16 protein-coding genes are annotated in these 25,015 nt (G+C 60.9%); 4 read left to right on the forward strand and 12 right to left on the reverse strand.

The window, feature by feature from the left end; all coding sequences use genetic code 11:
- Positions 1–57: 57 nt before the first annotated feature.
- Both IC614_RS08330 and IC614_RS08335 read left to right on the forward strand, forming a co-directional pair.
- Entirely contained in the window at positions 58–2,565 is a 2,508-nt protein-coding gene (locus IC614_RS08330) for a glycoside hydrolase family 3 protein (protein ID WP_200970886.1), read from the forward strand.
- 7 nt (positions 2,566–2,572) lie between these two features.
- Positions 2,573–3,811 (forward strand): serine hydrolase domain-containing protein, encoded by a 1,239-nt coding sequence (locus IC614_RS08335; protein ID WP_200970887.1) that lies wholly within the window; start codon positions 2,573–2,575, stop codon positions 3,809–3,811.
- A 127-nt stretch (positions 3,812–3,938) separates the two neighbouring features.
- On the opposite strand, the gene IC614_RS08340 is transcribed toward IC614_RS08335, so the two are convergent.
- The 11 genes from IC614_RS08340 to IC614_RS08390 form a co-directional block, all read right to left on the reverse strand.
- A complete protein-coding gene (locus IC614_RS08340; protein ID WP_200970888.1) occupies positions 3,939–4,247 on the reverse strand; it encodes an addiction module antidote protein in 309 nt (102 codons plus the stop codon).
- Between the two features lie 46 nt (positions 4,248–4,293).
- A complete protein-coding gene (locus IC614_RS08345; protein WP_200970889.1) occupies positions 4,294–4,584 on the reverse strand; it encodes a type II toxin-antitoxin system RelE/ParE family toxin in 291 nt (96 codons plus the stop codon).
- Positions 4,585–4,769: 185 nt separating this feature from the next.
- Positions 4,770–6,470 carry a hypothetical protein gene (locus IC614_RS08350; RefSeq protein ID WP_200970890.1) on the reverse strand — a complete coding sequence of 567 codons (1,701 nt, stop codon included), beginning with the start codon at positions 6,468–6,470 and terminating at the stop codon, positions 4,770–4,772.
- A 157-nt stretch (positions 6,471–6,627) separates the two neighbouring features.
- Complete coding sequence (locus IC614_RS08355) at positions 6,628–8,118, reverse strand: tryptophan halogenase family protein (RefSeq protein WP_226372608.1); 1,491 nt, start codon at positions 8,116–8,118, stop codon at positions 6,628–6,630.
- Positions 8,119–8,129: 11 nt separating this feature from the next.
- Complete coding sequence (locus IC614_RS08360) at positions 8,130–9,161, reverse strand: cupin-like domain-containing protein (protein ID WP_200970892.1); 1,032 nt, start codon at positions 9,159–9,161, stop codon at positions 8,130–8,132.
- The gene (locus IC614_RS08365) at positions 9,154–9,870 is read right to left on the reverse strand and encodes a SapC family protein (RefSeq protein ID WP_200970893.1); all 717 of its coding nucleotides are present in this window, start codon (positions 9,868–9,870) and stop codon (positions 9,154–9,156) included. Before IC614_RS08365 ends, IC614_RS08360 begins: the two co-directional genes overlap by 8 nt.
- Positions 9,870–11,438 carry a tryptophan halogenase family protein gene (locus IC614_RS08370; RefSeq protein WP_200970894.1) on the reverse strand — a complete coding sequence of 523 codons (1,569 nt, stop codon included), beginning with the start codon at positions 11,436–11,438 and terminating at the stop codon, positions 9,870–9,872. The genes IC614_RS08365 and IC614_RS08370 overlap by 1 nt, the downstream gene beginning before the upstream one ends.
- Positions 11,439–11,547: 109 nt before the next feature.
- Complete coding sequence (locus tag IC614_RS08375) at positions 11,548–14,586, reverse strand: TonB-dependent receptor (RefSeq protein ID WP_200970895.1); 3,039 nt, start codon at positions 14,584–14,586, stop codon at positions 11,548–11,550.
- Between the two features lie 186 nt (positions 14,587–14,772).
- Positions 14,773–15,651, reverse strand: a complete 879-nt coding sequence (locus tag IC614_RS08380; RefSeq protein ID WP_226372609.1) for a glycoside hydrolase family 16 protein — start codon at positions 15,649–15,651, stop codon at positions 14,773–14,775.
- Positions 15,652–15,807: 156 nt separating this feature from the next.
- Positions 15,808–18,009 carry an amylo-alpha-1,6-glucosidase gene (locus tag IC614_RS08385; RefSeq protein ID WP_200970896.1) on the reverse strand — a complete coding sequence of 734 codons (2,202 nt, stop codon included), beginning with the start codon at positions 18,007–18,009 and terminating at the stop codon, positions 15,808–15,810.
- The gene (locus IC614_RS08390; protein ID WP_200970897.1) at positions 18,002–19,093 is read right to left on the reverse strand and encodes a glycosyltransferase family 4 protein; all 1,092 of its coding nucleotides are present in this window, start codon (positions 19,091–19,093) and stop codon (positions 18,002–18,004) included. Before IC614_RS08390 ends, IC614_RS08385 begins: the two co-directional genes overlap by 8 nt.
- Positions 19,094–19,988: 895 nt before the next feature.
- Here IC614_RS08390 and IC614_RS08395 point away from each other — a divergent pair.
- Positions 19,989–23,108 (forward strand): hypothetical protein, encoded by a 3,120-nt coding sequence (locus tag IC614_RS08395; protein ID WP_207791104.1) that lies wholly within the window; start codon positions 19,989–19,991, stop codon positions 23,106–23,108.
- 105 nt (positions 23,109–23,213) lie between these two features.
- Here the strand turns inward: IC614_RS08395 and IC614_RS08400 are convergent, their stop codons facing one another.
- Positions 23,214–23,597 carry a hypothetical protein gene (locus tag IC614_RS08400; protein ID WP_200970899.1) on the reverse strand — a complete coding sequence of 128 codons (384 nt, stop codon included), beginning with the start codon at positions 23,595–23,597 and terminating at the stop codon, positions 23,214–23,216.
- A gap of 136 nt (positions 23,598–23,733) precedes the next feature.
- On the opposite strand from IC614_RS08400, the gene IC614_RS08405 reads away from it, so the two are divergent.
- A complete protein-coding gene (locus IC614_RS08405; protein WP_200970900.1) occupies positions 23,734–24,474 on the forward strand; it encodes a GNAT family protein in 741 nt (246 codons plus the stop codon).
- Positions 24,475–25,015: the final 541 nt, after the last annotated feature.

The raw sequence follows: 25,015 nt of genomic DNA on the forward strand, positions 1-25,015 counted from the left end.
AAAGTCAAATGGCGCGCATGAATAGGGCCAGCGCGGGCCGGTGGGAGGAGATTCACGATGCTTCACAGGGCACTTACCTGCGCTTTCCTGCTCGCGACGACCAGCACCGGGGCGGCCGCCGCGCAGGGTTCGGCGATCGCCCGCCCGGAAGGCATCTGGCCCAACGTGAAAAGCAGCGTGTCCCGAAACGCCGACACGGAAGCCCGGATCGATGCCATCCTCGCACGCATGTCAATCGAGGAGAAGGTCGGACAGGTCATCCAGCCCGATATCGGCAGCATCACGCCGGCGGATGTGCGCAAGTACAAGTTCGGCTCCGTGCTCAACGGCGGGAATTCCTCGCCCTATGGCAATGAAACCGGGCCCGCTTCCGATTGGGTGAAGCTGGCGGACGAATTTTGGGATGCTGCGATGGGCGCCGACTGGGCCGGCGAGAAGATCCCGGTCATCTGGGGATCGGACGCGGTCCACGGCCACAGCAATGTGGTCGGCGCGACGCTCTTTCCCCACAATATCGGCCTCGGCAACACGCGCAATCCGGACCTCATTCGCCGCGTCGGCGAGGTTACGGCGCGCGAAATGGTCGTAACCGGCCTCGACTGGACTTTCGCGCCCACATTGGCGGTGGTGCGCGACGATCGCTGGGGCCGCAGCTACGAAGGCTATTCGGAAGACCCGGAAATCGTCCGCTCTTATGCGTCGGCGATTGTCGAAGGCTTGCAGGGCCGCGCGGGCACGAAGGAGTTCCTAGGCCCCGGCAAGGTGATCGCGACCGCGAAACATTTCATCGGCGATGGCGGGACCGAAGGCGGCAAGGACCAGGGCGACAATCCCTCTTCGGCCGATCGGTTGCGCGACATTCACGGCGCCGGTTACGCGCCGGCGATCGAGGCGGGCGTTCAGGCGATCATGTCGTCTTTCTCCAGCGTGCGCGGCGAGAAGGTGCACGGCAGCCGCGACCTCCTCACCGGCGCCCTCAAGGAACAGATGAATTTCGACGGCCTCGTGGTCGGCGACTGGAACGGGCATGGCCAGGTGCCGGGCTGCACCAATGAATCCTGCGCGGCGTCGGTCAAGGCCGGGCTCGACATGTTCATGGCGCCGGACAGCTGGAAAGGCCTTTACGAAAATACGCTGGCCCAGGTGCGCTCAGGCGAAATCCCGATGGCGCGGTTGGACGATGCGGTGCGCCGCATTCTCCGGGTCAAGCTTCGCTCCGGCGTGTTCTCGAAAGGCAAGCCGTCCACACGCCCTCTGGCCGGTCGTTACGAGCTGCTCGGGTCGGCAGAGCACCGAGCGGTAGCGCGCCAGGCGGTGCGTGAATCCCTTGTGCTGCTGAAGAACCAGGGCAAGATCCTCCCGCTCGCGGCGAACGCCAAGGTGCTCGTTGCGGGCGACGGTGCGGACAATATCGCCAAGCAATCGGGCGGCTGGACCCTCACCTGGCAGGGCACCGGCGTCACCAACAAGGACTTTCCGGGCGCCACATCCATTTTCGGCGGTATCCGGGAGGCGGTGAACGCGGCGGGCGGCACCGCGACGCTGAGCATCGACGGCAGCTACGGCGAGAAGCCGGACGTCGCGATCGTCGTCTTCGGCGAAGACCCCTATGCCGAGTTCGTCGGCGACCGGCAGACGCTTGAATATAGCGCCGACGACAAGAAGGATCTGGCGCTGCTGCGCAAGCTCAAGGCCGCCGGTATCCCGGTGGTTTCGGTGTTCCTCTCCGGCCGGCCGCTCTGGGTGAATGCGGAACTCAATGCCTCCGATGCCTTCGTCGCCGCGTTCCTGCCGGGCAGCGAAGGCGGCGGCGTGGCCGACATGTTGTTCAGAAGCGCCGAGGGCAATGCCCGCCATGACTTCAAGGGCAAGCTCTCCTTCTCCTGGCCGAAGCGCGCCGATCAGACGCCGCTCAACCGGGGCGATGCCGATTACGACCCCCTATTCCCTTATGGTTTCGGGCTGACCTATGCGGACGAGGGGACGCTGCCGCGTCTGTCCGAGGAACGGCCGGTCGGCACCGCCAATGGCGACGGCGTGATCTTCGGGCGGGGCCGGGTTCCGTCCGGCTGGATGCTCAATCTCGCCGACGAGGGCGGTCCCACCGCCAGCATTCCCGGGAACGCCGGCGCGACCGCCAGCGGGCGCCTTCGCGTTTCCGGCGTCGACCGCCGCGCGCAGGAGGATGCACGCTTTTTCGTGTGGGACGGCAGCGGCCCTGCGACGGCGTCCATTTCGGCTCTCCGGCCGCTCGACATTTCGCGGGAAACCGGCGGCGAACTCAGCCTCGTCATGGACTATCGCGTGGACGTTGCCCCCACCGGGCCGGTTTCGCTCGGCATGAGCGGCGCGTCGGTGCCGATCGGCGGAGCGCTCCGCGCTGCATCCGTGGGTCAATGGACCAGCATCGCCGTCCCGCTCCAATGCTTCCATGCCGCCGGGGCCGACATGCAGCGCATCGCGGTGCCGTTCACGATCGCCACGGCAGGCCGACTTTCGCTGGCCGTCTCCGACGTGCGGCTGGCTTATGCGCAGGTGCCGATGACGCAATGCGGGCGGGAATAAGGCCGCGGTGAGGGCCGCGCGGCTTCTCGCCCTTATTGCAGCGCTGGCCGGGGCTGTGCCCGCCAGCACCGAACCTGATGTCGCGCCGGTGGATACCGCCTTGCAGAGCTTCGTCGATCAAGGCGCGCTCACCGGCTACGCCGTGGAAATCTGGAAGGACGGCGCGCTCGTCGGCCGCTCCGCTTACGGCAAGCGCGACCTCGCAACCGGCGCGCCGATGCAAACCGACACCATCGTCCGCGCTTATTCGATGACCAAGCCCGTCACCGCCGTCGCGATGATGATCCTCCACGACCAGGGAAAATGGCGGCCGGAAGACCCCGTCGCCAAATATCTTCCCGAACTTGCGGACCTCAAAGTCTGGAAGAGCCTCGACGCCGCCGGGAAGCCGATCCTCGTTCCGCCCGCGAGCCAGCCCAATATGGCCCAGCTCATGAGCCACATGGCCGGTTTCCAATACGACATGGGCCGGGGCGGCATCGACGACCTCTATCGCCGGGCCGACCTCTGGGGCGCGAAGGACAATCGCGATTTTCTCGCCCGCGTCGCCCGCCTGCCGCTCCGCTACGATCCCGGCACAGGGTGGGAATATAGCATCGCGATGGACCTTCAGGGCGCGATTATCGAGCGCCTGTCGGGCATGCCCTTACGCGACTTCATGAAGCGGCACATCTTCGATCCCCTCGGCATGACCGACACCGATTTCCGCGTGCCGCAAGAAAAGCTCCCCCGCCTCGCCACCGTCTATGAGTGGAAGGACGGGAAGCCCATCGAAGTGACCAGCCACCCCCTCGGCAACGATCCCACGGCCATGCCCGGCTTCGCCTCGGGCGGCGGCGGCCTCTTCAGCACCGCACCCGATTATGCCCGCTTCGCCCGCATGCTCCTCGGCAAGGGCACGCTCGACGGCAAGCGCATCATCAGCGAGGAGGCCGCGTCCACGATCATGTCGCCCAAGCTCCCGCCCGAAATCCTGAACGGCGGCTACGGCATCGGCCTCCAGCAGATGCGGCCGGGCTACGAATATGGCTATAACGGCGTCGTCGTCACCGATCCCCAGGCCGCGAAGGTGGCGCTTGGGCGGGGCTCCTACCTCTGGGACGGCCTCGCGACCACTTGGTTCTGGGTCGATCCGGAGCATGACATCGTCTTCGTCGGCATGGTCCAGCGCATCGCGGCGGAGGGCGGCCCACCGTTGCAGCCTGCCTCACAGGCGGCGGTAAAGGCGGCGTTCTTCCCGGATTAACCCGCCATTGTGCTCCTGCGAAAGCAGGAGCCCAGCGGCGCCGCCCGTGCGGCTAGACTCCTGCTTTCGCAGGAGCACAGTCTCTTACCCGTCATTCCCGCGAAGGCAGGAATCCAGCTTTAGTCGTTTACGCGTGTGCCAGCTCCGGCTTGTCTTTCTTTTTCACGGTTAAACCGATGCCGAATTCGTTCAGCACTTTCAGGATGGTTTCGAGCGTGGGGTTTCCACCCTCCTTCAAAGCCGCATAAAGACCGCCACGGCTAAGGCCGGTTTTCTTCGCCAGCTCTCCCATCCCACGGGCGCGGGCGACCATGCCGACAGCGGCGACAATTACATCGCTATCTCCGCTGGCAAAGGCGTCGGCGAGCAGCTCGGTCTGCGATGCTTCGTCGTCGAGAAACTCGGCGGCGTCGAATGGTATCGTCTGGACTCCCATCTTCCGTGTCCCTCCTCGGACAATCACGCATTACAACGCCGCCTCACTAAAGATTGGCGGCCATCTCCTTCGCCCGTTCGATGTCCCGCCTCTGCGTCGACTTGTCGCCGCCGCAGAGCAGGATCACGATCCTGTTTCCCTCCCTGGCGAAATAGACCCGGTATCCCGGGCCATGATCGATGCGCAGCTCGAAAACCTTGTCGCCAACCGGCTTGCTATCGCCAAACAGCCCGATCTGGAGCCGGGCAATCCGCTGACCGATACGCTTCCGCGCCATCCGATCCCGCAGCCCGTCGAGCCAGTCCCTGAACTCTTCCGTTTGCCGCGCTTCGATCACGTGTCATTTATAAATGACAGATGGTGAATGTCAAGGATGGAGCCGGGGCACTTTAGAGCGTCGTTGCTAAGGGCCGTCGCAGTACTTGGCTTTGTGGCAATCCCGAACACGCATCTTCGTCGGATAGTCTAGCGTGTCGCGGCCGAAGGCAGTCTGCTTCGCAGGCTGCGGCGGAGGCGGCGTTTTTATCCGGATTGAGCGGCCGCTCCTACCATCGTCCGATTATGGTATCCATTGATGGCAATGCCTGGCACCGTGAAACGATCCCGTGCTTGAATCGACACGGCCTGCTGGTTAGCGCCCAATCCCGTAATGATCTCGACGCCGTCGCCGCTCACTCCGATCAATCCGATCCGCGTGCCGCAGCCGTCGCAGTCGGCGACCAGCGTCGCGTCAGTCACCTGATAATCAACACTGGCGCCGCAATTGCAGCGCACCTGCACCACCGCGCACCGCTCGAGCGACTTTGCAGGCACGAAGCAGCGAAGTGGCGTCGAAACATCGCCGGCCGGCGCAGTGGTGCACATCGATGGTACCGCCAGGCTTTTTTCATCGCAACGTGCAAGGTCACTGATCACGACGTATTTGAACTCCTCGCTATCACGCGTGGGCCGATGGCGTTCGACGAGGCGCTCAAGTTTAGCCCGGAGATCGGACGGCAACACGGCAATCTTCGGGGCGTCACTTCCGAGTACGTCGCCGGCACCAAGGTCCGAGATAATGTAGTCAACCTCATCCGGTAGCTCGAGCAGTGTGAACTGTGCGCCGCATCTGCCGCAATAGCGATCCCATGCATGGTGTGGGGGCGCCAAATCGACATGCCCACCGCATCTGCATTCGATACAAGCATTTTCACCGTTAGTAATCAGACTTCGGCGGACTGGCTCGACCAAGCGACGATGAACGTCGCGCGTCACCATTTGAAGTGAAGTGCGTGCGGACTCTAGAGTAATCGTCCAGGACGGCATGATCGCCGTTCGGAGCGTTTCACCGATCGCTTGCTCAAGAATGGGAATCAGCAGATGGGTATATGCGCCGGTGCAAGTTTCGAGCAGCCGAAGCTTCACCTCCGCAAAATTTTCCGCACGCGAGACGAACGCGTCACCTGAGCCGCCCATGATAACGCTGTCCGTCGGATCATCGAGCGCGAGTACCGAAATATAGCCCGAATGAACGAAGTCGGAGCAGAAGCTGAACACTAGTTTGAGATTGTTGCGCAGTTGCTCCGGAAGGTTCGCCCGCTCGGCGGCGACATCGAGTCGTTGTGGGAATTGGCCGTGCGCGTCCTTGGTGAAGCTCGAGTTTCTGCGGTCCTTGGACGAGAGCGCTAAATAAGCATCGAGGGCCGCCTGGATGTCGGGCGAGACGATGTTGGCGTGTAGCGCAGGCGGCGCGACGCTTGCAAAGCTCAGCAGCGATTGCAGGAACTTATAGTTGAGCTGGAGGCCATTGAAGGTCGCAAGCTGATAAGCGGCTTGCACCAGGGCATCGAGAAAACAGCGGACCGCCGACCCTAGCTTAATGAAGTCACTGTACGACGGCTTGGTCTTTTCTGCGTCCTCAAGTCCGACGGCTGGCGCGGGCCGTGTTTCCTCAAGGAGAAAAGCCGCGGTCTGATGAACGTTCTGGATGAGGATCGGCGCGATAACCCGATATGCATTCGCCGGTGTCGGCTCGACATGAACAGCTATCGACGGCTCTGCCAAGAGTTCAGCGCGCCACATTGTGATGACCTGATTAACGTCATTGATCGCGATGCTGAGCGCGTTGTGGAGGTTGCGCGTGTGGATGCGCAACGTCGGGTAATGCGCGAATGCCGCCGCCTGGCGGTCTGCCGTGAGCAAGCTCGCGATCGAATTTAGTACGAAATTTGCATCGAGCGACATGCCGCTTGATTACCAGTTACGTATCGCGTCGCCCAGCTGCCGCAGATTGCATGTGGCTCTTATTAAATTCCTGAGCATCCAGAGCGTGGATATTCTGCCTCTATTCTGCAAGCGATGAACTATTGGCCGTTTTATGAAGGCCTACGAAGAAAGGTGCCTAAGCCGCCTGATCCCTCTTAACCCCACAATATTGCGCCACATAATCCCCGTGACGTGGCATCGAGGCGACGCTCTTCGCGACATTGTCGCGGAGGAGGGCAAGGAGCTTTATCAGTTCATCGTCCGTCAGCTTCGCCGCGACGGGGTGGTAGCTTTGCGGCATGATGCCCTGGCCCATCATCACCTGCACCCAGCTATTTTCCGCGAACAATTCCTCGTTGCGGCGGAAGACGCGGCCGGTTTCGCGGAACAGCTCGATCTTCTGGGCGAGGCTGTCCGGTATCTCCATCGATGCGCATTGGCGCCAGAACGGGCTGTCGCGGCGGTTTGTCGCCTTATAGTGGAGGATCAGGAAGTCGCGGATCTGCTCCATGTCCTGGAATTGCTGGTCGTTGAACTCGGCGATGTCGCGCGCGCTCACCTTTCCGCCCGGCATCATGCGGATGAGGCGGATGACGGCGCGCTGGATGAGGTGAATGCTGGTCGATTCCAGCGGCTCCATGAACCCGCCGGACAGGCCGACCGCGACGCAATTCTTGTGCCATTGCTTGCGCCGCGCGCCCGCCGCGAAGCGCAGGAAGTTGGGCTGGACCAGCGTCTTGCCCTCGATATTGCCGAGCAGCCGTTCGAGCGCCGCGTCCTTGTCGAGATAGCGGCTGCAATAGACGATGCCGTTGCCGACGCGGTGCTGCAGCGGAATGCGCCACTGCCAGCCGGCATCATGCGCCATGGCGCGGGTGAAGGGGACGGGCAGCCCCACGCTCTCCGTCTGGATCGCGATGGCGGAATCGCAGGGGAGATAGTGGGTCCAATCGTCATAGCCGACATGCAGCGCGCCCTCGATCAGCAGGGCGCGGAAGCCGGTGCAGTCGACGAACAGGTCGCCCTCGATCTTCTGCCCGGCGTCCAGCGTCAGAGAGGCGATGTCGCCGCTTTCCGGGTTCAGGTTCACGCTACCGATCTTGCCTTCCACGCGCTTCGCGCCGTCCGCCTCCGCCATCCTGCGCAGGAATTTCGCATAGAGGCCGGAATCGAGATGATAGGCGTAATTGGCCTGATCGCCGGGCAGGTGGGCGAACTTGCCCTCGCGCGCGGCGATCAGTTCCAGGCAATAATCGTCATAGGATTGGGCGTGACCCTTGGTGAGGCCGTGCAGCCAGAAATGCTGGAAGCCCGCCGACCAGTGATCCTTGCCGGTCATCCCGAAAGAGTGGAAATAGCTTTCCCCGACATCCTTCCAATTGTCGAACATGATGCCGAGTTTGAAGGTGGCGCTCGTCTCCCGCATGAACTCGGCCTCGTTGATGCCGAGCAGCCGATTGTATCCGACGAGCGGGGGGATGGTGGATTCGCCCACCCCGATCGTGCCGATCTGTTCGGATTCCACCAAAGTCAGGTCGACCGTGCGGCCCATCGACCGGGCGATGGCGGCCGCCGCCATCCAGCCGGCGGTGCCGCCCCCGGCGATCACGATGCGAAGTGGCGTCATGGCTTCATCCTTCATTGGCTTAAGGCGCGGAGCAGGAAGGTTCTGAGCTTGCTCGCAAGTTCGGGCGTCAGCGGCCCGAGCACCGTGCGGGCCTGCTCCGGTATGTGGGCGACGGCTTCGTCGCTATTCTGGAAAACATAATGATCGAACATGTCGCGCCAGTGCCGTTTCTCATCTTCCGGCAGATCGCGGATCGCCAGCATGGCGAGCTGGAGCGCGCTTTCCGGTTGCCCCATCCAGCGCGGCGTTTCCCGCCACCAATAATTGACGAGCACGTTGAAGGGCGAAAGCCCCTCGACATGGTGCCACCACATGGATGGAATGTAGAGCGCGTCGCCCGGTTCCAGCTCCGCGACCAGCGCATGATCCAGCGCCTCCTTGAAGCGGGGGAAGCGGTCGAAATCCGGCGCGTGGAAATCGACCATGCTCACCGCGCGGCCCGCAGGCGTATGGTCGATGGGCCCGAGATAGAGATTTCTGAACTGTTCGCGCGGAAACAGCGTGAAACGGCGCTTCCCCACCGCGCAAAACGCAAGATTGTCGGGAAAATCGTTATGCGCCGCGATCCGCGTCGGCGTCCCCATCCAGATGCTGGCGAGGCATTGGCGTTCGCCCATATCCACCTGATTGTCCTCGTGAAGCCCCACGAAGAAATCGTGCATGTCGATGGACGCGAGGTAGATCGTGTGGGCGTTCTGCTGACCCTCTTCGCGATCGATTTGCGCGAAGACCTCCGGCAATTTCGCATTCATCATGCGAAAGTTCATGTCCATGCTCTCGTCGTAGAACAGCCGGCCGTCGCCGCCCGGTTGCCCCACTGAAACCACGAATGGCCGCTCGCGACTTTTGGCGACAAGGTAGTCCCGCGCCGCCTTGGCCGACTGCTTTCCCGCCTTCACCAGCGGCCAATCCGCCGCCAGCCCACGCACGATGAAAGGCCGGTCGGATACATGCAGCGCGGCGTGCAGATCCTCCGTCCTCGAAACCGCCTTTTCAGGCACCCGCGCCAGCGTGCCGAAGATGCTAGACGCCGCTTCAGCCAAGGCCCATCCTCTTCTGCTTGCGATCGACCAGCTCCCCGATATTGGCGAGCGAGGCCAGGGCCATGAAGATCGGCATCAGATGCCCTTCGGCATGGAGTTCGGCAACGATCGCGCCGTCGAGCGCCCGCAGCTTCTCTTCATTGATCGCGTGGAAGCCCACCAAGCGATGCGTCGATCCGTCCTTCAGCGTGATGTCGAGATTCAAGGGCTCGAGCAGGTCGTAGCGGCGCAGCGCGTCGAGAAATGCGGACGACGCCTGATAGCCGGTATCGAGCGCGCGCAGGCGCTGCACGATCGCTTCGAAATAGGGCGTCGGCTGGCCATTATCGTCGAACACGCGCACCCCTTCGCCATCCGCAATGCGGGCGCTCGCCTGATCGATATGCACCTGCCGCGCGTCCGGATCGTTGGAGCTGCGCCCGATCAGGAAGGGCTGGATGTCGATCGACAGCGGAATATAGCGCGCCTCCCAACGGCCGCCTTCCAGAAACAGATTTTCGCCATTTTCAAATCCGAACAGAGCGAGCGGCGTGAAGGCGTCGCGTTCCGGCGTGGCGCGGAACAGGATCGGATAATGGGCCTGAACCTGACGGAATTCGTCCGGCACGAGGAGCGCAGCCATCACGCCGTCGCCATAGGCCGCGCCGCGCTCGGCCCGAATGCGGAGCGTGCGGTGCGTATCGGCGCTAAGGATGGCGTGATCGGTCATTACATCGTCTCCAATAGGGTCTCGCCCTGCGCATGCGCCGCGCGCAGGGCGTCGAGATAGGCGCGGTTCGTGGGAAGGCTCGCCGACAAGGCGCGTGTGCGCGCATTCGTCTGCGCCATTGCGGCCATCATCCGCTCGGTGCCGCCGGTGCGGACCGCGCCCGGTGCGGGCGGCGGGAAGCCGATGCCGTAAAGCACATATTGATAGCTCGCGGCCGGAAAGATTTCGTCCACGGCGGGGAGGTCGGCGATCGACGGCGGTTGGTGCTTCCAGATGGCAAGAAGGTCGGCGAGGCGATCCGGGATGGACGATGCCGCGCGATGATCCCGCCAATAGGCGCCGTCGCGGCGGCTCGGCACATAATGGAGCTTCAGGAACTCGACGATCCGGTCCCAGCGATAGCGGAACAGATCGTTGAAGCGCTTGGCATGGATGTCCATCACGCTCCGGTCCGCCGGGAAGTTGGCGAGGAGCGCGTTCAAGGACAATTCGATCATCACGATCGCCGAAGCCTCGAGCGGCTCGAGGAAGCCCGCAGACAATCCGATGGCAAGACAATTGCGGTCCCAGAAGCGTTCGCGATGGCCGGAGCGGAAACGGAGCTGGCGGAAGGTCAGGCCGTCCAAACCGCCTTCCGGCCCCTTATCGCGCACATACGTGCGCAGCGTCTCGGCCGCCTCGTCGTCCGTCATATGGGAGGAGGAATAGACGCAGCCGATCCCGCGACGCGTCGGAAGCCCGATGTCCCAGAGCCAGCCCGCTTCATGCGCGGTTGCATTGGTCTGGGATGCGATGGGACTGCCTGGCGCCACCGCCACCTGCGCGGCGAGCGCACGGTCGTTGAACAGGACGTCGCTGCGATCGATAAACGGCACGCCACAATGCGCGCCGATCAGCAGCGCCGCATGGCCGGTACAGTCGATGAACAGATCGCCCGAAATGCTGCCATTCTCGCGCGTCCGGACAGCGGTGATGTCGCCATCCTCAGCGGCTTCGACGCCAGTAACGTGATCACTGATGTAGCGGATGCCGAGTTTCTCGCGCCCGTGCCGCGCGAGCAAGGCGGCGAGCTTCGCGGCATCGAGATGATAAGCATAGTTGAGCGCGCCCGCATAAGGCGGCATCGCGCGCTGGCGCGGCGCCAGATGCTGCCGGCAGATCTCGCTCTGCGCGCCGACGGCATCGGCGAAGGGCAGGTGCGGATATTCGACGCGCCAAGCCTTGACGAGCGCGCGCGCATCGCCTTCGACCGGAGCCGTGAAGGGGTGATAATAGATGTCATCTGGCCCGCCGGTTGCCCATCCGTCGAACCGAGACCCCTGCTTGAACGACGCATCGCAAGCGACAAGGAAGTCGGCTTCGTCGATCCCGATACGGTCCAGCGTGCCGCGCATCGTCGGCCACGTCCCTTCGCCAACGCCGATGGTCGGGACGTCCGGAGATTCAATCAAGGTCACGGCAATCGGCCGCTCCGCATCGGACGCGGCCTGCGCGGCGATGAGGCAAGCGGACAGCCATCCGGCCGTCCCGCCCCCGACGATCACGACGTTCGTGACAGCCCCTTCCACGCTTACATTCCCGATCTCTGATTATTCAAAATCTTGCCCGCCAGAAGAGCGAAAAGCCACCCCCTTTGGAGGGGTGGCTTTCCTTTGTCGCGGATCCGGCAAAACCGGATCAGAAGGTGAAGCGAACGCCGCCCGTGTAGCGGGCATAGCCCGGCTGCGCGAAGGTGGCGAAGTTCTGCGAACGGCGGTGGCCGCGCCGGCCTTCGCCCGTCAAATTGATCGCTTCGACGAAGGCGGTGAGGCCCGGCATGAACTCGTAGCTCGCGCTGGCGTCCACCTGGCCATAGGCCTCCACATAATAGGGATCGGGGTTGCCGCCGGCATAGAATTCATCGCGCCAGTTGTAAGCGACACGCGCCTGCAGTCCGCCCTTGTCGTAATAGAGCACGGCATTGGCGCTGTCGCTCAATCCAGTGATCGCAAACTGACCCTCGCTCGGATCCAGCGTGTTGTCGAATTTGGCGCTGCCATTGACGATGGTGTAGTTCAGGATCGCACCGAAACCGGTATCCCAGAAGCGATGCTGAACCGCGAACTCCCAGCCGTCGATCGTCGCCGTCTGATCGCTGTTGGACGGTGTATTGATCGCGAAGTTCAAGGGATCATCGTCCGCTGTGGACAGAATGTCACCCAGGATGTTGCCATTCGCGTCGCGCACGAACGTTCCGTCGGGATTTCGTTGCGGCACGGTGCTCGTCGGGAAGTTTTCGAATATGTAGTTACGAATTTGATTGGCGGTCGCCGATGCGCCAAGCGCAGCGACTGCCGCGCGATAGCGGGGACCGTCGGCCGGATTACGGAGGCCGAACGCATTGGTTTCCACGAATTCCGATCCGATGTAGTTTTCCACTTTCTTGTGGAAGTAACCGACGGAAGCATAGCTTTCCGGTGTGTAATACCACTCCGCGGACAGATCGATATTCTTGGACTTATAGGGAACCAGTCCCGGATTGCCCTGATTGCCGTCACCACCGCTGATGCGGGGGTTGGACGCCACCGTTAATCCGCCTTGAAGGCTGCCGTAATCGGCACGCGTAATCGTGTGGCTATAGGACGCGCGAAGCTTCACGTCCCGGACCGGCTCGAAGTCGAAATCGATCGCGGGCAGCCAATTGGCATAATCGCCCTTGAACCGGGTGAAGGTGGTTTCATTGGAATAGATGATCGCGAATTCACCGGCCGATACCCAGCGGACGCCGACGGGAACCGGAACAAGAGCGGCGGAGTCCACAACCGTCTGATCATAGCGCAGACCCGCAATGACGTGTGCCGGGCCCGACAGCAGGTCGAACTCCGCATTCATCTGCCCGAAGGCGGACAGCGTCTTCTCCTGAATCCGGCGGTCCGTAGTGAAGTTGGCGAGGCAGGAACCCTCCTGCGCGCTACCGGACTGCGGATCGCCGCAGATATCGTACAGGTCTTGCAGCAGGCCGACCATGCGGCCCACGTCGAAGCTGTAGAAGGCCGGGATCATGCCATCGCGATCACCGTCCACGCCTTTGAACTTATCGGGAAGGCTGACGAGGTCGAAGATATCATCGGGGATATCCGACGCCGGACCAATACCGCCCCAAGTGTCGTTCTGAATGAAGCCGTAAGCCGAGCGAACCTTGTTGTCGGTATAGGATACGCCAAAGTCCAGGCTATCGAGGAACGACCCTTCATGATCGTAGCGACCGGTCAGTTGAACCTGGTCGATCCGATCCTTGAAATAGGCATTGCGGAAGGAGTTGCCGGTCGGCGTGACGAGTGCGGCATTGAGCGGATCGATGCCGGAATACATCTGCACCGAGATGATCGGCAGATCATTCTCGTAATTCACGGTCTGGCTCTGGACGCCATAAACGGCGTTACCAACCGACATGCTGCTGCCGAAATCGTTCGTAGGCTTGGATTCCGCAGAAGAATGGTGCGCGTCGAGAGAGACAGTGACGCCACCCGGCGCTTCCCAGGTCAGGTTGCCGCCAAGCGATTTGTTCTCCGAGCGGTTCGCCGTCAGCGAGCCGCTGTAGGAGAGATCCTTGGTCCGGTCGCCGAAGCGTTCGGTGTAGAAAAGCGGACCCGGCGTGGGGCCGTCCGTCCATGCGCTGGACGTATCGCCGAAGTTGAACCAGATGCCGACGCTGTTGTTGCGTGCTTCAACATCGTGACGCGAATAGGTGTAGTCGACGGTCGCGGTCACGGAATCCGTCGGCTGGTATTGAAGGACCAGCTGTCCATTGATCCGCTCGCGGCGAATGTCGGTCAGGCTGTAGGACGCCCCTTGCGCAACTTCATAGACATCGTCGCCCTCGGGGCGATTGGTGACGCGTCCATCGCGGGGCAGGGTACCCCAATTGTTGTCGGACCCGAGCCAGCTACCCGTCTGCGGGTTGAAATCGATATTGGCCGAATTCACGCTGGCGTTGCGCTTTTGATAAACACCCGAGATCAAAATGCCGAAGCGGTCTTCCGGTCCGAACGTGGAGCTGAAGATGCCGGAAATTTCCGGGGTGATATCCGTGCCGCCATTTTGCGACGTGTCGTAGACACCGCGCGCCGCGACCGATCCGCGCATGCCCGGCCGGTCGAGAGGACGCGGCGTGCGGATGTTGATGCTTGAGCCAATGCCGCCCGACGGAACGGCTGCGCGGCCAGTCTTATAGACCTCCACCGCGGAAATGCCTTCCGACGCGAGGTTGGCGAAGTCGAACGAGCGTGTGTTCGGCGCGCTGGCACCGTCGCCGAGCGTCGACGTCGGCATCTGACGGCCGTTCAGCAGTACGAGATTATATTCGGGGCCGAAGCCGCGAACCGTGACTAAAGAGCCTTCGCCATTCTGGCGGTCGATCGAGACGCCGGTGATGCGCTGGAGCGATTCCGCGAGGTTCGTGTCGGGGAACTTGCCGATGTCTTCGGCGGAGATGGCATCAACGACGCCCTGCGCGTTGCGCTTGATATCGACGGCTTCACGGAGCGAGGCGCGGATGCCCGTAACGACGATTTCCTCGCCGCTTTCTGGAGCTTGCTGCTGGACTTCGGAATCGCCAGGCTGACCGACGGTGGCGGCCGCGTCCTGCGCTACGGCCGCGTGCGGAACGGCTGCAATCGCGATCGCGGAAACCCCCACGACGAGATGCGAAAACGATTTTGCCCCTGAACTACGCATATGTCCTCCCCCTTGGCGCGTTCCACGCACTCTGTTGAGAACGTTCACTTCACCTTTGCTTGATGTCTTGTCAAGTCCTACGCAAGGTCATGTGCGGGACGCCCGGGGATGCGGTCGATGCGGCCGTGAAGGACTGTCGCATCGACCGCATGTGAGTAACAGCTTGTCAATTCCGGCTTGATCGGATCATGGGGCATAAATTCGGACCCAGTCGACCTCCATCGCGATCTGGCCGGCCTTTATCCGGTTCACCGTTGGGTCGGGCAGGCCGTTATGCGGCGTCTTAATGCCGTTGGTCTTAAACGGGTAGGCGCCACCAAGCGCGAAATTAAGGATGAGATATTTTGGGGTATCGAATGCCCATTTCCCATAATGTTCCACCATCGGCCGCGTGACCCGATAGATGAGGCGGCCGTCGACTTCAAAATGGATGTCGTGTTCGGTCCACTCGACGGCATATTCGTGCCAGTCGGTAACGTCCGTGCCCGGCTCGAAGAAATATTTGTTCACCAGCGGGGTTTCGCCCGAATAGCCTGGACCGTGGAGGGCCACACCAATCCAGTCGGGCTCGCCGACATATTCCATGATGTCGATCTCCCCTGAATGCGGCCAATCGCCATGCCCGAGTAACCAGAAAGCGGGCCAGACACCCACGGCGTCCGGCATCCGGATGCGCGCGACGGCGCGGCCATAGGTGAAGTCGAACTTCTCGCGCGTGTCGATGCGGCCCGAAACGAAGTCGGCCGACCGATCCGTTGGGGTTACGAAACCCCGCCTGAAACGAGGCTGGAGAATGAGAACCCCATCCGTTCCCACGACCTGCTTGAGGTGTATCGTCTCATTGGAATCGATATAAGCTTGCTGCTCGTTATTCACCCAGAATTCCGGCCCGACGACATTCCATTTTGTGCGGTCGAGCGCGTCGCCTGAAAATTCATCCGAGAAAATGAGCGAACGCGGGGTCGCCGAATTGCGGATGGAAGGCGGAGCTTCTCTACCTGTCTGACATGCGGCGACACCCAGCGCCGCGCTTACCAGGATCGAGATTTTCCGCCGCCCCATCATGCCCTCCATCTACTGTCGTTTTCCATTGCCTATAACAGCTGCAGGGTTGTCATCGATATCAAGCGTCGCTGAACAAGGAAGTGGCGGAGCGGGAGGCCGCAAACCTCTGTCTCTAAGAAGCTGTTAGCTCAGATGGAAGGCGAACGCTGACAGGCGTCACTTCACGATCATGACTTGCACGGGGCCGGAGCGGCCGGAAACTGCAACCGTGACGTCTTCGCCATGTCGCTCAAGGCGCAGGCTGAGTTCGGACTTGCCGACTTTTATGCGCGGCAGGGACAGAATGTTTAGGAAGCCTGGCAAGGTTGGCGCGTCGAGGCGAACGCAGTCTCGCGCTTCGTCGATTTCGAGCCCAATGCAGGCGGACGCGAGTGCGAACGGCGTCGCCGCCGCCCAAGCCTGTGGGGAACAGGCGACCGGGTAAGCAGTCGGCCCGCGCCGCAAGCGGCGGCGAAAGCCGCAGAATAATTCGGGTAGACGACGCAATTCATCGAAGGTGGCGGCCGCAAACAGCCCCTCGAAAATCCGCGCTGCCTCCCGCCGATGTCCATAGCGGGCGAAACCCAGGGCAATGATGGCATTGTCGTGCGGCCAGACCGATCCATTGTGATAGGACATTGGATTATAGCGCGCCTCGCCGGCAGCCACTGTCCGTACACCCCAGCCGCTGAAGAAACTGCGGTCGGTGAGCTGTTGAACGACGAAATTGGCCCGCTGTGGCGATGCGATTCCGGTAAACAGCGCATGGCCGGCATTGGAGGCTCGCACCCGGCACGGTTGCTTCCGGCCGTCCAGCGCCAAGGCATAGGTCTGGAGATCGTCCAGCCAGAATTTCTCTTCGAACAAGGCACGCAGTGCCTCGGCTTGCTGGTCCCACCGCAGCGCCTGTCCGTCACGCCCGAGGGAGCGGGCGAGATCGGCGGCCGCGCGCTTGGCGGCAAACACATATCCCTGAACCTCGCAAAGGGCTATTGCGCCTTCTGCAAGCTGCCCGTCGGCATGGAAGATGGCGTCATGGCTATCTTTCCAGCCTTGGTTGGACAGCCCCTGTTCGGTCATCCGGCAATATTCGACGAAACCATCGCCATCGGCATCGCCATGGTTGTCGATCCAGCGGATCGCTGCTTCGATATGCGGCCAAAGCGCCCGAATTGTAGAAAGATCGCCGGTGCGCCGGTGATAATCGCCGGCCAGCATGACGAAGAGCGGCGTTGCATCGACCGTTCCATAATAGCGCCGGAACGGCACTTCGCCGAGCTGCGCCATCTCGCCGGCCCGCATCTCGTGAAGAATCTTGCCCGGCTGGGAATCGGCGGCTCCGTCCGTTTCGGTCGCCTGCAGCGCGGCCAAGGTAAGGAGCACGCCGCGAGCCACTTCCGGTGCTTGAGGCAGTACCAGCATCGCCGAAATGATGCCATCGCGGCCAAAGACGGTGCTGTACCATGGAACCCCGGCATAAGGATAAAGCCCATGGCCGGTGTCGGTCAGCAACATGTCGAGATCGAAGCCGGCGCGCTGAATCACTTCATTGAACAGCGGGTTGGAACTCGACAGGCTGCCAACGAGAGACGATTGGGGGATCGTCCGGCGCAGCTGGCGATAAGCAGCCATGATGGGCGGCTTATCCGGTTCCTTTTCGCCCAGGCTGCACGTGACCGTGATCGTTATCGTCGCCTTGCCGCCCGCTTGAACCGGAATCGTCCAATATGCCTCATGGCCGTTCAATCCATCGGGCGTAGGATGGAAGGAGATCGACGTCCGACGCATCACGCCGTCGAGGCCATGATAGCGAATGGCGACGTCGGCATCCGAAACGCGTTCAATCCCGGTCACGCCGCGGCGCTTGCGCCGCTCGCCGCGTATCTCGAACAGGTCGGCAAAATCGGCGGCAAAGCTGAGATCGATGCGCACGTCCTGGGCATCCGCGCCATAGTTACGGACATTGATCATTTCGTAGCAATGCTGGCCAAGCAGGAATTTGGCCCGATTGACGAAGATCGTACCGCGCGGAATGCCGACCCGGCCGCGCTCGTCATGGAGATCGGCGTTGGTGAGATCGACAAGCAAGGCGGCATTGTCCTCGAGCACCACCGAATCGAGCAGCAGGGGCGGGCACCCGCCAATCAGCAGCCTCATTTGGGACAGGAAGCGGGTGTCGAGAAAATAGATCCCTTCCGGTCCCTTGCCCGCCGTCGATTTGAAGTCTCCATCGATATCGAAGACTCCAAACAATTTGTCTCGCTTGAGCGTACGGAGCGGACGGTCGACGAGCGATTGTTCGGCCTCGATATAATATTCTTCCGGCTTCACTTCGATCGCATCGATGCCATGGGTGCGTGCGCCGCCTTCATCAACCATAGGACAGCAATTCCACATCGGGGAGCGAATGGGAAAAGGGGCGCCTTTCGCCGGCCCTCATCGGAGCGCCTGCCCGCGCCTCATACAAGCGGACGTAATCGGTCGCCATGCGTCGCGCCGTGAAACGCGCCTCGAACCGATCGCGAACCATCCGACGCGGCAGAGCCGCGGCTTTGCCAACCGCAGCGACCGCCTCCTCCAGATCATGTACGATCAGGCCGCTGAGCCCATCGTCGATCACTTCGGGCACCGAGCCGCTGTCCCAAGCAATTACCGGCGTTCCCGCCGCCATCGCCTCGATCATAACAAGCCCGAACGGCTCTGGCCAATCGATCGTAAACAGCAGCGCCCGTGCGTTGCCAAGAAAATCCGCTTTTTCCGCATCCCCAATCTCGCCGATAAATTCGATTAAAGGATTATGCAGCAAGGGCTCGATTTCCTGATGGAAATAGACCTGATCCACCTTGTCCACCTTTGCGGCGATCTTCAGCTTCACTCCCGCGGCAGTGGCGATAGCGATCGCTCGGTCGGGGCGTTTTTCGGGCGACATGCGGCCAAGGAAGGCAAGATAATCACCAGGCCCAGCCGAATATGGAATGAGGGTTTCGGGAAGGCCGTGATAAACGGTTCCGATGAAGTTGGCCGGCGGCATGGGCGTCCGCTGATTATCGGAAATCGACACCAACGACATGTTGGTGAAGGTGGTATAAGCAGGCCATGAATCCGGCAGATCCTGCCGCCCATGCAGGGTCGTCAGGCACTTGCCCGCTTCGTCCTGAAAAAGCGCGAGCGGCAGCAAATCGACATGGAAATGAAGAATGTCGAACTGGTTCTTCATCCGGCGTACCCGGTCGAGCATCACGAGGTGATAGGCATTGTGATCGTTGATCCCGGCAAGGCGCAGTCCGGTCGGGGCACAGGACACGAGATCAGCCGAGGTGATGGAATCTCCGCTCGCAAACAAAGTCACATCGTGGCCAAGCTCGACAAGCGCTTCCGTCAACCATCCAACAACTCGCTCAGTCCCCCCATACAGACGGGGCGGCACCGCTTCGGCGAGCGGGGAAATTTGGGCGATGCGCACCTATTCTCCTCCGAAGCGCAGCAACGCTCCAACAAGGAAACGAGACAGGTTGCAGGCCGGTTCCGGCAGTTCATCCCGGCGTGGTAGGGAAACGACGCATTTGGCGAACTCTCCAGCTTAAATGAGCGGCGGATCGTCGCTACCATATGGTGAGGGTGGAACGCGGACTTTGGCCTTGGCCGCGAAATCATGAACCCGCGCTACGACGGTTGATGCCACTGCCCTTGCAAGTTCTCGGCTGCGTTTCCACGGTGAGGAGCGAATTTGGGCGAACATCAACGTAGGCCGACGAGCATCAGTCAGCCCCCCTACGAGAGAAGGGGGAAAAAGCTGGATGTCGGCGGATTTCAGCGGATGTGAAAGTGGCGGAGCGGGAGGCTTGGGAACCTCACAATCTAAGGCAATGAAACAAATCATCTTTGTCCAGGTGCAAATTTCCCGTTCCCTCACTTGTTACCACAGAAAGATTCGGGTGGCCTCTTTGAGGTTCACTTAGGGCCCATCTCGGACGTTCAGAGCTAACACGGATCCCCGTAAGCCGACGTTTAACACCAGACGACCGTGATTTGCGTGTGCGCTTCATTCGAGAGGGGCGGTACCCGACGGAATCCCTCAAACAGGTCTCAGGGGACCATGTCGCTCGTGTCGCCGCAACCTCAACGTGCCGCGCTCTGCTCTTGCCTTACCTCGCTAACCGTTCGCGTCATTAAGCGAACCGCTTCAGTCCTGTGAACATGCGGATAAGCCACTGGACCGAGCCCCGTAGTCGTTCTACCCTTGTTCTATGCCAAACCGGAAAGATGAGGAGCCAACGTCGGGTCGTCTCATGCCGTCCGCCTTCATGAGGCAGCTTCGACCCGAGTGCTATTCAGATAGCGGCGATCGGGCAACCTACGTGCTCGATCGCTCGCTTCTGGAATTTCAGCTCAATTCAATCACGACACGCAACGAGACGCACGATTTTGAGGTTTTCTGCCGCCACCTATGCCAGCGCACCATCTGCCCAAACCTGCGGCCTCAGACGGGGCCAGAGGGCGGTGGCGACAGCAAAGCCGATGCCGACACTGTCCCAGTCGCTGATGAAATCGCCACCTTAACCTATGTCGGCGAAGCGAACGCCGGACGAGAAAAATGGGCGTTCGCTTTCAGCGCCAAGGCAACCTGGTCCGAGAAGGTTCGCAAGGATGTTGCCGGCATCGTCGCGACCGGGCGCGGTTATGATCGAATTTTCTGCGTTACCAGTAGGCCGGCGCGAGCAAAAGACCGTGCTCGCATCGAGAAGGAGCTGACCGACAAGTATGCGGCCCCGGTGACCATTCTCGACCGCTCCTGGATCGTCAAAGAGGTGATCGAGAACGATCGGAAGGACCTAGCCTTCAATTATCTCGGCGTCGGCCAAATGACGAACGACCCGCTCCATCTGGGACCAGAAGACTACTCGCGCATCCAGCAGCTCGCCGCCATTGAGCGCGCGATTGATGACCCTGCTGCTTTCGCGGGGATGGAAGGCCAGCGAGTGACGGAAGCGCTGGTTGCGGCAAAGCTATCTCGGAATCTCGAGCGTCCGCGGGTGGACACCGACGGACGTTTCGTCCGAGCAATCCGTTTGGCAGATCAGGATGGCACCTACCGACAGCAGCTCGAAGCTCGATACGAGCATCTTTGGACATCCTATTTTTGGTTCGATGACATTGGGCTCCTCAATCGCGACTATTCCAACTTCGAGAAGTTCGCCCTCAAGACCAATCACGCACGCAACCTTGAGTTCCTCGTCAACCTTTTGCAGCTTCAATTCAATTCTGTCATTCACAGGCATCTAAGCCGTGAGCAAGCGCAGCTCGATCATCGCATCGCGACGCTGAAGGCAGCCCTGGAGATGATGGCGGCCGACGAAGACCGACCGAATAATCGGCTCGAAGCCAGGACATCTCTTGCCATCATTCAGATGAACCTCGCAAAGGTCGACGGCAAAGCGGCCGACCTGCCAGCTGTATGGCGCGAGTTCTCCTCAATCCTCGACGCTGCAAAAGGAATGGGCGAGTTTGGAGCGAAGCGTCTAATCCAATTGGTCGAGATTGCCGGCGGGATTGCGGGCAACGATCCCGATTACAACAATCTTATCGAGAAGCTGGCCGATTTCGTCGCCACACGAACGAGCGAGGCTCAAGCAGCTCTGATCCTGCTAAAACGGGCACAGCAGCTGGGCTTTGCTGACAAGTTCGACATGATCCGCTGGCTTGGCAAGGCCGCGGCCAAGCTGACGAAGAGGGAGCATAACGAGCAGCTGATCGAAGCTCAGCAGCTACTGACCCTTGCTTACCGGAGCGCGGGTCTCCTTTGGGCTGCGCGAGCTACGTGTCTCTTTGTCGCAGCTTCAATCATCATCGAAGGAGAAGAGAAAAGCGAGCTTCCGGTCAGCTTCGTACCAACGATGAAGCTGCTGGCGTGGCTGTCACTAGAACTCGGGATCTTACCGGACTTCCTGCTCGCTATCCAATTACTGAACGGAGCTTTGGCGACCCTACCGCTCGACGAGGAGTCGCAGGAGAAGGTCAAGAAGGACATTTTTGCGCTCGATCTGGCCTTGGGGTGTCGTCTGCTGAACGCAACTGACGAGGAGCTCAAGAAGCTAAAATTCCTCCCTGACCTGCTTGAGGCGCTTGGCCTATTCATGGCCCGTGGCGCGCTTCTTTATACCTCAGGCTATAAGGACCTGCTGCGTGAGGATGGAAGCATCCCTCCTGAGGAATCTGACGAAGGCGCAGAGCGCCAGATGGCCCTGCTGGCGAGCCAACCGATTGCTCAGCAAGTTTCAGACCGAATCCTATTAAACAGTGGGGACGTGCAGGTCGCGTCAACCACGGTTTTAGGTATGACGGTTGAGGTCACAAGCGCCACAACCAACCTGTCTCTGTTGATAGCTCAGACTGTTTTGGGATCATTGGAAGCGTTCTTTGCTACGGTGATTGAGCAACGTGCTGCTCCGCACACCGAGCGCTTCCTTATCCGCATTGTTGAAGTGGGCGGGGACGTCCCGTCGTTCGACGTAGATGTTATGAAAATGCGCGGAACTGTTGGCTGGCCTCGGACTCTTTCGCCATCACGCTTTCCTCAGCAGGAAAGCGTGCAGCATTTCCTAATGGAGCTAACCGGTAAGGTGCTCGCGAGCGCTTTCATCATCAATGATGTCACGTCGCTTCTGGATTCCCTCTACGTGGACGAAGAGGTCCAGGGTCGTATGGCGATGATTCTAGCAGCATGTACCAGCTATCATCGCATTGCAGGGCGGGACGTATCCCGGCCCGAAAACTGGCAGAACCGAATACGGTCGACGTATCCGCCGCGGCCGCCACGGCCACAGCTAGAGCGAATAGATTTTCCTGTTTCTCCGGATGAAGACGACGAGGAGGATACCAGCGACGATGATGGTATCGGACGCCCAAGGCCCAGGAACCATCGTCAGATGGGCGTGCGCTCGGTGATCGACCTTCACGCCTGGAACCAGGCCAAATGGAAGGGCGCGGGCTACCTCCAGTTTCAACCCGATTATCCCCCCGCGCTCGTCCTGCTGTTCGAGAACCGTGAAGGCGCCATCAACATCTTTGAGCGTTGGCGGGAGCGCTTCGGGATCGTGGATGAGCGAGAAGAGGTGCGGCTGGCCATCATCCGCAACATTTTCCCCGAACATCCAGCCCACTACGCGGTGCAGGTCAGTTCTCGGTTACCCACCACCGAGGAGGTAAAGGTCGATCAGCCATTCGTCACAGCAACGCGCTCGCTAGTGATGGAGCCCGAGACTGATACTAACTTGCAGATGTTTCTCAGCGCCTATCAGAAGATCGGCGCCTATTACCTGATGCCAGGCATCCTGAATGGACCAGAGCCCGAGTTCATGAACGAGTTGAGCATCATCAAGCGGGAGTTGACCCTAACAACAGCCTCCGCAGTCGGCGAACACGATGTCGAGAATGTTGCGCTGCGCATGATCTACGAACGGGAGGGGATGGAGAGCTGAGGAACCGACTTGCTAGCGCTCCCAAGCGCGAGGCGATGGTGCCGGAGATCGACGCGAAACTCGCAGAGTGTTTGGGTATTTCCGTTGGGCGGCCGCAAGCGCCTCTTACGAATACCCTCTGGTCGCCTCGGCGATCTGCGACTCCGAAACCGAGAAGCGCTCCACCTCGAACTCAGGAGCGTTCGCGTGCTCAAGACTTCTCCGCCATTGATCGCTTGAGTAGGGGCTGACCGCCGGCACGCACTCGACAAAGACTTCGTCGAACGTGCCGACCTTTGGCGGATCTTTGCCAAAGCCGCCGGTTTCGGGGTGAAAGAGGCGCCACCAAATCTTCGCGACGATCATGTCTTCCCCGAATGGCCTTGGGTGATCCGGGCGTTGAATGGACAGATAGTCGCCAACACGAGGCAACATTGGGGCTTCGAAGTCCAGAGAGTAGTCGGGTTTCACCTTCCCCGCTTCCCGAACGACCACAGTGAACTTCACCATCGAACTGTCCTTTCAGTCACACCGCGAGCAGCCCCGCTGCTTTGCCCTACCTCTGCCGGTTTAGGCCGGCCCTCGCAAGTTGGTCGTAATCCTGTCGCGCCTTCCTATATCGTCCTACCGAAAGGAAGAGTGATCAGTGGAAGTAGTGAAGGCAACGTCGGCGGACCTTGATTGCATCCTCGGCTGGCTTGAGCGCGAGCACCAGGAAGACGGGTATGGGTTCTGGTCCAACAGGCGGCTGATCATTCAGGCACTCGAATATGACGAGCTGACCGTCATCCGCGAGGAGGGCGACGCCGTCGCCTTCCAAGTCGGCAAGCACGCTCCAGACATTACGAGCATCCGCAAGGACCGGCGCGGCAAGGGCCACGGCACAGCTCTTTTCGAGGCGGGGCTGCGCCGCGCGATCAAGGAGAACGTAAACGTGCTGAACATTACATGCGCGCCCGCGACCTCATGGACGTTCTGGCGACGCTTCGGCTTCGAGGCTCTTGGCCCGGTGCGCGAGTGGGGCGAAGTGAAAGCACGACGTGTTCTAGAGCGGCGGCACGAACTACCTCACGGCACGCCTGCTGACGTGGAGGTCGCCTTCTACCCTGAAGACGCGCTCTGTCGAGATGGTGATGCAGTGGAGCCGCTTGCCGCCCACCGTCCGGAAGCCGTTCGAATGGAGGATGGCACGACCGCGCTCGATAGTCGCGTTGTCGGCCTAATCCCGGAGAACGGGCGTGACCTAGCCGTCCGCATCATCGTGGACGGTGAAGAACGATGCTTTTGCAAGGCTCATTACGACGAAGCTGAGGCTGCCGGAGTCATTCGCGACTGGCGAGGCGGCGCCTTCTATGTCGACCGGGTTCCGCCGTCTCCTAACGCCTGAGATTGAGTCGCATCCTCCGTGTGAGACGGACTTGCATCCTCCGGAGCCACGCTATCGCGTGTCTCCCCCAGCCCTTGCGCCGCATCCTAAGCTGACCTGCTAGGTTTTGAGTCAAGCCAATCGCGGCTTGGTTGCGACGAAGGCAAAATCTCGCGAAGCCTCGTAATAATCCAGTCGAACGCCTCGCCCGGACCATTCGGCTGTGGCTGGCTTGTGGCTGGATCGAAGATCGCCTTAAGGAAATAAGCTGCGCTCTCAAGTCCGACGTTTCGGTTGCCGACGGCGTACTCTCATCGATCGCTGGCCGAACGCGCTGAATTCCTGACGGATGCGTAGAGCCGGACGTGTTGACAGCATGGGCTGCCTTGCGTCGGGTGTTCGCGATGCCAGCTCCCCAAGGTAGCGTTGTGAATGAGACAGAAGGCAGCGTGGATCGGTTAGACTACAGCCAGCAGTGATCAGCGCACAACAGAGTTCGATTGTTGTCTTGTAGGTGCCGAACAGCATTTGGCCGAGGCTGATCCCTGTCCCTGCAACTGCC

Source organism: Sphingosinicella flava (assembly GCF_016025255.1).
Taxonomy (GTDB): domain Bacteria; phylum Pseudomonadota; class Alphaproteobacteria; order Sphingomonadales; family Sphingomonadaceae; genus Allosphingosinicella; species Allosphingosinicella flava.